Source organism: Anaerotignum lactatifermentans (assembly GCF_016902535.1).
GTDB lineage: Bacteria > Bacillota > Clostridia > Lachnospirales > Anaerotignaceae > Anaerotignum > Anaerotignum lactatifermentans_A.
The window spans coordinates 1-10,740 of record NZ_JACSNY010000028.1 but is presented as its reverse complement, the minus strand read 5'-3'; the positions used below and the strand labels follow the sequence as shown (position 1 = coordinate 10,740).

Annotated in this window: 7 protein-coding genes; 5 read left to right on the top strand and 2 right to left on the bottom strand. The window is 49.7% G+C overall.

The window, feature by feature from the left end; all coding sequences use genetic code 11:
• Nucleotides 1-339: 339 nt before the first annotated feature.
• On the bottom strand, nt 340-1,713 hold the full coding sequence (murC, locus tag H9X84_RS12410; RefSeq protein ID WP_243423766.1) for a UDP-N-acetylmuramate--L-alanine ligase: 1,374 nt from the start codon (nt 1,711-1,713) through the stop codon (nt 340-342).
• A gap of 306 nt (nt 1,714-2,019) precedes the next feature.
• Here murC and H9X84_RS12405 point away from each other — a divergent pair, with 306 nt between their 5' ends.
• Nucleotides 2,020-3,294 carry a glucose-1-phosphate adenylyltransferase gene (locus H9X84_RS12405; RefSeq protein WP_205134575.1) on the top strand — a complete coding sequence of 425 codons (1,275 nt, stop codon included), beginning with the start codon at nt 2,020-2,022 and terminating at the stop codon, nt 3,292-3,294.
• The gene (glgD, locus tag H9X84_RS12400) at nt 3,295-4,413 is read left to right on the top strand and encodes a glucose-1-phosphate adenylyltransferase subunit GlgD (RefSeq protein WP_205134576.1); all 1,119 of its coding nucleotides are present in this window, start codon (nt 3,295-3,297) and stop codon (nt 4,411-4,413) included. It begins immediately after the preceding gene.
• Between the two features lie 162 nt (nt 4,414-4,575).
• Here glgD and pepF read toward each other — a convergent pair whose 3' ends face one another.
• On the bottom strand, nt 4,576-6,378 hold the full coding sequence (gene pepF, locus H9X84_RS12395) for an oligoendopeptidase F (protein WP_205134577.1): 1,803 nt from the start codon (nt 6,376-6,378) through the stop codon (nt 4,576-4,578).
• Nucleotides 6,379-6,616: 238 nt separating this feature from the next.
• On the opposite strand from pepF, the gene glgA reads away from it, so the two are divergent.
• From glgA to H9X84_RS12380, 3 genes are all read left to right on the top strand, one after another.
• Complete coding sequence (gene glgA, locus H9X84_RS12390; protein WP_330612369.1) at nt 6,617-8,056, top strand: glycogen synthase GlgA; 1,440 nt, start codon at nt 6,617-6,619, stop codon at nt 8,054-8,056.
• Nucleotides 8,057-8,233: 177 nt separating this feature from the next.
• Entirely contained in the window at nt 8,234-9,691 is a 1,458-nt protein-coding gene (locus tag H9X84_RS12385) for a DUF5711 family protein (RefSeq protein WP_205134579.1), read from the top strand.
• A gap of 57 nt (nt 9,692-9,748) precedes the next feature.
• Complete coding sequence (locus H9X84_RS12380; protein WP_205134580.1) at nt 9,749-10,441, top strand: CvpA family protein; 693 nt, start codon at nt 9,749-9,751, stop codon at nt 10,439-10,441.
• Nucleotides 10,442-10,740 lie beyond the last annotated feature (299 nt).

The following is a 10,740-nucleotide window of genomic DNA, read 5'->3' as shown; positions in this document are numbered from 1 at the left end:
AAAGCAAAGTGGATGAAATGAACAAACGTCCCAGAAAATGTTTAAGGTATAGAACGCCTTATGAGATTTATTATTCAGAGGTGTTGCATTTAACTTGACAATTCAAGGGGAAAAAGACGGAGTTATACACAATTTATGGACAGAAAAAAGCAGGTTATCCACAAAAGAAAGCCGGGAATACACAGGGAAAATTGGGATTTGTGGATAACTGGACAGGAACCTGTGGACAACGGGGAGAGAAGAATGGTTTGTCCACACAGGGCGGAAGAATGTGCGCAAATTTGTGGATGGACAAAAAATAAGCCGGAAAGCCTATGACTTTCCGGCAAAAGGTTTTATTTATTTCAGGAAGTTTTCACCAATCTTGTATACATCTCCGGCGCCCACGGTCAGCAGCAGGTCTCCCGGCTGACAGTGTTCCTTCAAATAGGCACAGATGGCATCGAAGTCTCCTACATAACGGGCGGATTTTCCGGTTTGGGCAATCCGCTGGGCCAGTTCCCGGGCGGAAACCAGTCCGTCGTCCGTTTCTCTGGCGGCAAAAATATCCGCGATGATGATTTCGTCCGCGTCCCCAAAGGCCTCACCGAATTCCTCAAAAAGGAATCGGGTACGGGAATAGGTATGGGGCTGGAATACACACCATGTGGTGCGGTGGTCGATATTTTTGGCGGCAGCCAATGTGGCTTTGATTTCTGTGGGATGATGGGCATAGTCGTCAATGACCTGGATGCCGTCCTTTTCCCCTTTGCGCTGGAAGCGGCGGTCTGTGCCGGCGTAGTGCTCCATGCCCTGTACGATTTCGGCGAAGGGGATGCCCAGATAATGTGCCGAGGCGATAGCCGCCAGCGCGTTGGTGATGTTGTGTTCCCCGGGAACATGCAGGTGGACAGTGCCAAGAATTTCGCCGTGGTAGCAGACGGAGAAATTATTTCTGCCGTCAGGAGCGTGAACGATATTTTTTGCGGTCCAGTCTGCTTTGTCGGATAAACCGAAAGTTTCTACCCGGCAAACCAGTCCTTCCGTCAGTTCCGCCAGACGGTCGATGCTGTCATGGATGACCAGCAGGCCCTTTTCAGGGATGCGGCCCGCATAGGCGTGGAAGGAACGGCGGATATTTTCCAGATTTTTGAAATAATCCAGATGATCGCTTTCCACGTTGAGGATGACGCCGATATAAGGGTTGAACCGCAGAAAGCTGTCGAAATACTCACAGGCTTCTGCCACAAAATAAGGAGAGTGTCCTACCCGCAGATTGCTTTGAATGGCAGGAAGGAAACCGCCTACGGTGATGGTAGGGTCTTTTTGGGCCGCCAGCAGGATCTCGGAAACCATGGAAGTAGTGGTGGTTTTGCCATGGGTACCGGCTACGGCGATGGAATAAGCGTATTCCGCCATGATGTCTCCCAGAAGCTGGGCACGGTCAATGACGGGGATGGATTTTTCTCTGGCCGCCATCAGTTCCGGATTATCCTCGTGGATGGCTGCCGTATAGACGACCATAGTTACATCGTCCGTAATATTTTCCGCTCTGTGGCCAAAATTAACCTGCACGCCAAGCTGCTGTAAATGGCGTGTCACGTTGCTTTCTTTTACGTCAGTGCCGGAAACACGGATGCCTCTGGAAAGGAGGATCTCCGCCAGGGCGGACATGCTGATGCCGCCGATTCCGATAAAATAAATATGCTGCTCTTTTTGATTTGCTGTTAACATAAATAACCGCCTCATTTTTCCGTAATAGGTGTTTTGTGATTGTTTTCCATTATAGTATACGCAGGGGGGAATATCAATTCTTTTTCCGAGCATTTCTATATTTTATACAGAATTTTCCTGTTTCTATACAGCAAAAAAAGCTTAATTTTTTCTTAACGGTAGAAAAATATAAGGGTTTGTTAGGGAAATATAATAAAATATCATGAAATTTGCTAGTTTCTTTTGGTTAATTACTATGTTATAATATGGATAAGTTATGTACAAATACTCGTACATAGCCAGCAAAAAAAGCAAGGGGTTGGTATTATGCGTAAAAAAGAAATGATCGCAATGCTTCTGGCAGGCGGACAAGGCAGCCGTCTGGGGATTCTCACACGGAAAGTTGCGAAGCCTGCCGTTACCTATGGCGGCAGATTCAGAATCATTGACTTTCCGCTGAGCAACTGTATCAATTCCGGTGTGGATACCGTAGGTGTTCTGACGCAGTATCAGCCGCTGCGGCTGAATCAGCATATTGGCATTGGTATTCCCTGGGATCTGGACAAGAAAAACGGCGGGGTAACGATTCTGGCGCCTCATGTTAAGGGCGGAGACTCCGGCGAATGGTTCATGGGCACAGCCAATGCCATTTACCAGAATATCGATTTTATCGACAGCAATAATCCGGAATATGTTCTGATCCTTTCCGGCGACCACATCTATAAAATGGACTATTCTCAGATGCTGCGCTTCCATAAGGAAAAAGGCGCTGCGGCTACCATTGCCGTTCTGGAAGTGCCCATGGAAGAGGCCAGCCGTTTCGGTATCATGAATACGGAAGAAGACGACAAGATCTACGAATTTGAGGAAAAACCGGCAAATCCCAAGAGCAATCTGGCGTCTATGGGCATTTATATCTTCACATGGAGCAGACTGCGGGAGGCTCTGGTGGAGGACAACGCCATCCACGCGGACAGTGACTTCGGCAAGCACATTATTCCGAAGATGCTGGAAGAAGGGCAGACCCTCTACGCGTACCGGTTCCGTGGGTATTGGAAGGACGTTGGCACCATCGAGTCCTATTGGGAGTCCAACATGGAACTGATTAAGGCACTGCCGGAATTCAATCTGTATGAGGATTTCTGGAAGATCTACACCAACAGCGATCATCAGCCGCCGCAGTATACGGCGCCGGGGGCAAAGGTAAAAGAATCCCTGGTTTCCGACGGCAGTGAGATCTACGGCGAGGTCATCCATTCCATTCTGGGGCCTGAAGTTGTAGTAAAAGCAGGCGCCGTCATTAAGGATTCCATTATTATGGGCGGCACAGTCATTGGAGAAGGCGCGGTCATTGACCGCTGCATCATCGACGAGGATTGTATCGTCGGCAAGAATGTACAGATGGGTATGGGAGAGAACGTACCGAATGAGGCCAAGCCCAATATTTACAATACAGGCATTACTGTACTGGGGACCCATACATCCGTTCCCGACGATGTTGTGATCGGGAAAAACTGCGTGCTTTACGGCGCCACCAAAGCGGAGGATTTCGCGGAAGGCAAACTGGAAAGCGGCAAATCAGTCATTCGGGAGGGGATCTAAATGAAAGCAATTGGGATTATTCTGGCAGGCGGCAATAACGACGGCCGTTTGGGCGCACTGACGGAACAGAGAGCATCCGCGGCGCTTCCCATTGGCAGCTGCTACCGTGCCATTGACTTTACACTGAGCAATATGTCCAACAGCGGTATCGGCAAGGTCGCTGTGCTGACACAGTACAATTCCCGTTCCCTGCGGGACCATCTGACATCCTCCAAATGGTGGGATTTCGGCAGAAAACAGGGGGGCCTGTTCGTATTTACACCCTATACCAGCAGCACAGGAAATGACTGGTTCCGGGGTACGGCGGACTCTATTTATCAGAATATGACATATCTGATGCGCAGCAACGAGGAATATGTGGTCATTGCTTCCGGCGATTCCATTTACAAAATGGACTATCGGGACGCGGTGAACTATCATATCCAGAAGGGCGCGGACATTACTGTGGTATATCAGAACATGGAAGGCAGAGACCTGTCCTACTTCGGCATTATGCAGCTGGATGAGGAACAGCGTCTGCTGGGCTTTGAGGAAAAACCGGAACAGGCCCAGACCAGCTCCGCTTCCCTGGGGATTTACATTATTTCCAGAAAACTGCTCATTGAACTGCTGCAGAAAGTTGTGCCTCAGGGCGGTTACGGATTGGTAAAGGATATCATCATCCCCTTCCGCAGCAGCCTGAAAATCTACGGCTATGAATTCAAGGGCTACTGGAGCACCATCGGCACCAGCGTTTCCGACTATTTCGCAACCAATATGGATTTCCTGAAGAAGGAGGTCCGGGATATCTTTGTACGGCAGTATCCGTTCATCGAAACAAAGCCTAAGGATGAGCCGCCCGCAAAATACAACGCGGGAGCGGAGGTCAGCGATACCATCGTGGGCAGCGGCGCCATCTTCAACGGCAAGGTAGAACATTCCGTAGTATTCCGCAAGGTTTATACGGCGGAGGATTCTGTGGTACGCAATAGTATCCTGATGGAAGGCACACGGATCGGCAAAGGCTGCGTTATTGAAAACGCTATCCTGGACAAGGATGTAGAGATTTCCGATGGCCAGAGAGTTATCGGCAAATCCATGCAGGAGCCGGTAGTGCTGAAAAAAGGCACGAAGCTGTAAGCTGAGGCGAAAATTGGATTTTGATTTTCTAAGAAAATGATTTAAAAGCAGAAGGCTGGAATCCTTTTTATCAGGATTCCAGCCTTATTTTGTGCTCATGGGAAACGGCCAAAAGCCGTTTTGCCTTTCGGCGGGGCATTTATGTTTTATGAGAAAGGAATGTTACCGGCAAAGGGCTTCCATTTCATCCAGCAGTTTTTCAAAGACGGCCATGGCGTTTTCCACGGCTTCTTTTTTGGACATATCCACACCGGCGCCCCTCAGCAGGTCGATGGAGTACTCGCTGTCGCCTTTGGAAAGGAAGTCCAGATAGGCGTCAATGGCGGGCTGGCCCTCCGTCAGGATCTTATGGGAAAGGGCGATGGCGGCGCTGTAGCCTGTGGCGTACTGGTAAACGTAAAAAGCGTTATAGAAATGAGGAATTCTTGCCCATTCAATCTGGATTTCCTCATCGATGACAATATCGTCGCCAAAATACTGGCGGTTCAGATCACCGTAGATCTGATTCATGCCTTCCCAGGTGAGAGGTTCGCCCCGTTCCGCCATTTCGTGGGTGATTTTTTCAAATTCCGCGAACATGGTCTGACGGAAGAGGGTGCCGCGGAACTGCTCCATATAATAATTGATGAGGTATTTCCGCATGGTCTCGTCTGTGGTGGTTTTTAAAAGATATTCCATCAGCAGGGCTTCGTTGCAGGTGGAGGCTACCTCCGCCACAAAGATTTTGTGGCCGCTGTACAGATAGGGCTGTTTCTGCCAGGTGAAATAGCTGTGGAGGGCATGGCCCATTTCGTGGGCCAGCGTAAACATGCTGTTGATGGTATCGTTATGGTTCAGCAGCACGAAGGGGTGAACACCGTAGCTGCCCCAGGAATAGGCCCCGCCTCGTTTGCCCTGATTTTCATAGACATCGATCCAACCGGACTCCATGCCGTGATCCAGCGCTTTCACATAGTCCTCTCCCATGACGGCCAGCGCCTTTTTCACAGTTTCCTTGGCTTCGGCAAAGGAGATTTTCGCGTCCGCGTCCGCCACCAGAGGGGCATACAGATCGTACATATGCAGCTCCTCCAGCCCCAGCAGCTTTTTCCGCAGGGCCACATAGCGGTGCATCAGGGGCAGATGGGCATGTACCGTTTCAATCAGGTTGTCATAGACGGACAGAGGAATGTTGTCATCCGCCAGCGCCATGGCCCGGGCGGATTCGTAATTTCTGGCTTTGGCGAAAAATACGTCGCTTTTGACGGAGGCACCGTAGGTAGCCGCCAATGTGTTTTTCTGGGCCAGATAAGCGGCGTACAGTGTATCGAAGGCCTCTTTGCGGACACGGCGGTCCGGGCTTTCCAGAAAGGTTACATAGCGGCCCTTGGTCAGAGGGACCTGATCGCCGTCGGCGTCGGTGATATTGCCGAAGGTAATGTCAGCGTCATTGAGCATGGTGAAAATATTCTGGGGAGCGCCGCCCAGTTCCGCCGCTTTGGCCAGCAGACTTTCCTCGGCAGGGGTCAGGATATGGGCCTTTTTGCGCAGCAGATTGTGGAAGAAATGGTCGTATTTTTGGAATTCCTTCTCTTTTTCCTTCCGGAAGGCGGCCAGCTTTTCCTCGGGCATAGCCAGCAGTTCCGGCGTCAGGAAGGATACCGCGGCGCTGTACTGAATCAGCAGTGTTTCCGCCCGGGAAGCCAGGCCCTGATAAAAGGCGTTGGCGCTGTCCTCATGCAGGCGCATATTGGCATAGGTATAGAGCTGGTCCAGTTCCATGGAAAGCTCCTCATCCTTCTGGAAGCAGTCCCAGAGGGTCTGGGCGGAATCCGCCAGATGGCCCTGGAATTTTTCCAGAACGGGCAGGTTTTGCTGGAAGCGGGCATAGGCCTCCTCCCAGAGGGTATCGTTGGCGTAGTAATCCTCAATATGCCACTTCGCGTCAGGAGAGACATCCTTTCGCAAAGGAAGGTTTTCTTTCATATTCATCCATCCTTTCCTGTTCCATATGGCGTGCAGAACGATTTCTTCTGCAAAGTATATTATAGTATATCACTTTTTGGCTAGAATAAAAAGGAAAAAAGGCATTTCACAGAAAAAAGGAAGGTGTATTTTTTTTCAGGAATTTGTATGTTTTATTTCTGTTGTTGGTAAGATTTTCTTGCTGAAACGCTGATTTCATAGTATGATGGATATGAGGTGAGGTAGGATGAAGGATTGCTTGAAAGTATTGCTGGTTGCCTCTGAGGCGGCGCCTTTTGTAAAAAGCGGCGGTCTGGGAGACGTTGCCGGTTCCCTGCCCAAGGCGCTGCGCGCCCAGGGTGTGGACATCCGTGTGGTGATCCCCAGATATATGACGGTCAAAAATGAAGAAATGTATGGCGTGGAATACCTGGGCGAGTTTCCTGTGCATCTGTTATGGAGAACACAGCAGGCAAAGATCCTGGTAAAAAATGGAGAAGTACCTGTTTATTTTATAGAAAATGATTTTTATTTCGGACGTGGAGGATTATACGGATACGGCGACGACAACGAGCGATTTGCCTTTTTTGGCAGAGCGGTTCTGGATATGATGGCGATGCTGGATTTTTACCCCGATGTAATCCACTGCAACGACTGGCAGACAGGCCCTGTCTGCATGTATTTGAAAGAGATCTATCGCAAAATGATCTATTACTCCAAAATGAAAACACTCTTTACCATTCATAATTTGCAGTATCAGGGGAATTTTGACAAGAGCACCATGGAGCTTCTGGGTGTGCCCTACTACTGTTACGAGAATGGGAATGTGGAATTTTACGGAAATGTCAGCTATATGAAAATGGGGCTGGTCTATGCGGACCGCATCAGCACCGTCAGCCAGACCTATGCCAGAGAGATCCAGACCTGGCAGTACGGCTATGGCATGGATGGTCTGCTCAACAGCAGAAAGAATGTGCTCAGCGGCATCATCAACGGCATTGATTATAAAGCCAACGATCCGGCCACGGACCAGCGGATTCCCTGCAACTATGACGCGGAGCATCTGGAAGGCAAGCGGGAAATGAAACGCCGTTTGCAGGAACGTCTGGGGCTGGAGCAGAGGGATGTGCCCATTATCGGCATGATTACCCGACTGGCGGATCAGAAGGGGCTGGACATCCTTTCCTATGTATTTGATGAAATGATGAACCGGGATGTGCAGTTTGTACTGCTGGGGACCGGGGAAAACCGGTTTGAGTATCTGTTCCGGAGTATGGAGGAACGCTATCGCGGCAGAGTCAGCGCCAATATTTTCTTTGACGAAAAGCTGGCGCAGTGGATCTATGCCGGTTCTGATCTGTTCCTGATGCCGTCTTTGTTTGAGCCCTGTGGGCTGGGGCAGATGTTCAGTCTGCGCTATGGCACAGTGCCCATCGTGCGCAAGACCGGCGGTCTGGCGGATACGATTTTCCCTTACAATACGGAAACGAAGGAGGGCAACGGCTTCCTTTTTGAGACCTATGACGGCAACGGCCTGCTCTGGGCCGTAGACCAGGCTCTGGGTGTATACCATATGGGCCGGGAAGAATGGGAGCATGTGGTGAAAAACGCCATGGCAAGCAATTATTCCTGGGAACATTCCGCCCTGGAATATATCAAGCTCTATGAAAGTCTGCGGGACGAAGGAACAGAGCTGTAAAAAAACGAGACAACGTACACGGGACCCTGTAAAAAAAGCAGGGTCCCGTATTTCTTTGGAAAGAAATGTATTTTGTCGAAGGATTTTTTGCCTGCTGTTTGCAAATAGTACGGCGATGTAGTATGATTAAGGGCAGAAAATACGTTACTACTGAGAAATGTCAAAGGAGATATGCAGATGAAAAAACATCCGCTGCAACATATGACAAAACAGACGAAAATCGGGATCGCCATCGCGCTGGTACTGGCGGCAGCGGCAGGCGGCCTTTTTTGGGATACTTATTACGGCGGCGGCCGAATCCGGAGCCTTTTTGTGAGCGCTTCCTCCAGTTCCACGGAGGGGAAGGAGGGCAACGGTGTTTTAAGCACCATTGAGCTGGACGTAGGCAGCCAGTCCTCCTTTGCCGTATTTGGAAAGGCCTTCCTTCACTGTACCAAGGACGGCATCAAGTACTATGATTCCGCGGGAGTGCAGAAATGGAGCGACACCTTTACCATGACCTCACCCAAGCTGATCCAGGAGGGCAGCTACATGGCGGTGGGCGATATGAACGGGAAAACTCTGCGGGTCTACGGTCAGAGCGGGATGCTGTACCAGATCCAGCTGGAAGGCAGTCTGACGCAGTTTGCTTTGAATACAAACGGGTATTTGTCTTTGGTCGAGAAACGCGCCAATGGGTCTCAGATCCTTGTTTACAATAATGCCGGGACACTGCTGAAGGGAAGAGTGGAGGAATCTGCGGGGATATATCCTGTTTCCACGGATATTTCGGACGACAATAAATCCTTTGCGGTCAGCTATGTGGATACGTCAGATGTAAAAATCATGGGGAAAGTACTCTTTTTCTATATCAATTCCACCGATAGCGAAAATGTAACGGATAGTATGTTTGCCTCCGTCATGAAGGAAAATGAGGTTATGGGGACTGTCAGCTACGGCAACGGCGCTTTGCGGGCGGTTTCCGACAAAGGGCTTTACGGTTTTGGAACGGATGGCGTGGAAAAATGGGCGTATTCCTTCACCAATCTGGTGGATTATATCTCTTTCCAGAATAAAGATACGGTGGCGCTGGTGCTGGGGGATGCCGCGGCTGGGCAGGAAAGCCGACCCTCTAATACCATTTGCTGGGTTGACGGCAGCGGAAAGGAAACCGCCTCTTATGAAAGTGACAGAGAGATTACTTATTTCAGCGTATGGGAAGACGGTGTTATTGCCGGGAGCCAAAGCGATTTTGCAGGGCTGCGGCATACAGGCAGCGAAGAGTGGACCTATCAGGCAACGCAGGAGGTCAGCCAGATGGTTCCCATGGAGAAATTTACAAAGGTGCTGGTTGTGATGCAGGACCGCGCGCTGATTTTGGATATGACGAAGAATACGGAAGGCGCCGGTCTGGCTGATCTGGAGGCACCGGAGATTGAAGGCGTAGTCGTTGTGGATGAAATGGCACCCGCGCAAACGCAGGACAGCCAGACTTCCGAGGAAGGCACTGACGCTGCCGGAACGGAGGAAGGCACTGACGGCGCCGAAGAACAGAATGGCGAAACGACAGAAGAGACGCCGGAGGAAGAAGAAGCAACGGGGGCGGAATCCACAGAGGAGACTATGCCGGAAGAGGGGACAGAGCCGGCAGAATGAGTTCTTTGCATAGAGGAGAGAAAAGAAAAAAAGGAGGTGGGCGAAAGGATGGAGTTTTTGCCCTATATCTTAGATATTTTGGTGTTGGTCCTCATTGGCGGCACGGCCATACAGGCTTTCCGAAAAGGATTTGTGGTGGCGGGGCTGAGTTTTCTGCCGATGCTGGCGGCGCTGGTAGCTGTCCGGCTTTTTACGCCGGCCATGGGGATGATTTTGCGGAAAACGCCGGTCTTTGGTTCTCTGGCCGATTCCATTGGCGAGGCCTTACAGCTGGATCATATCATCGGAGACGCGGCGATGCAGACACAGACCTCTCTGATCGAAAATATGAAGCTTCCGGGGTTTTTGAAGGAAAGTCTTTTGGAAAACAATAATCCCGTAGTCTATCAGCTGCTGGATGTAGACAGCATCCAGGAGTATATTGCCGGTTTTCTGGCCAATATCTGCATCAATATTGTCAGCGTGCTGCTGGTTTTTGTGCTGGCCTTTCTGGCGGTTCGTTTCGTGCTGAAGGCGCTGCATTTAATCAGTAAGCTGCCAGTGCTGAATTTTATGAACCGGATGCTGGGGCTGGTCGTTGGTCTGCTGAAAGGATTGACTATTACATGGCTGATCTGTTTTCTGCTGACATTTTTCCAGTGTGGATTTAAGTTCCAGTTTCTTTTTGAGGCGATGGAAAAAACACATCTGGCGGGGCCCCTTTATGAAAACAATATATTATTGTATTTTATCCTGACCATATTTACCTGAGCAGGCAAAAGACCCGTATTTTTCGGGTCTTTCTTTTTTGAGAGAAAGGCTGGATTTACAGGGAAAAATGAGGATGAAACGGAAGGCGGAAGAAAAAAGTGAGGAAATTGTAAAAAAAGCTGTTGACAAGAGAACATTCTCGTGATAGACTACTTAGGCGGTCAACGATAAGGCGAACCGCAAAAGAAAGAATGCACCTTGAAAACTGAATACAAGACAAACAAGAGTCAATAAAATCGAGAAAATTTATTCTAAATAAAATGTAGTAAAGCAATCAACATTTTATTTCGCTATAAATG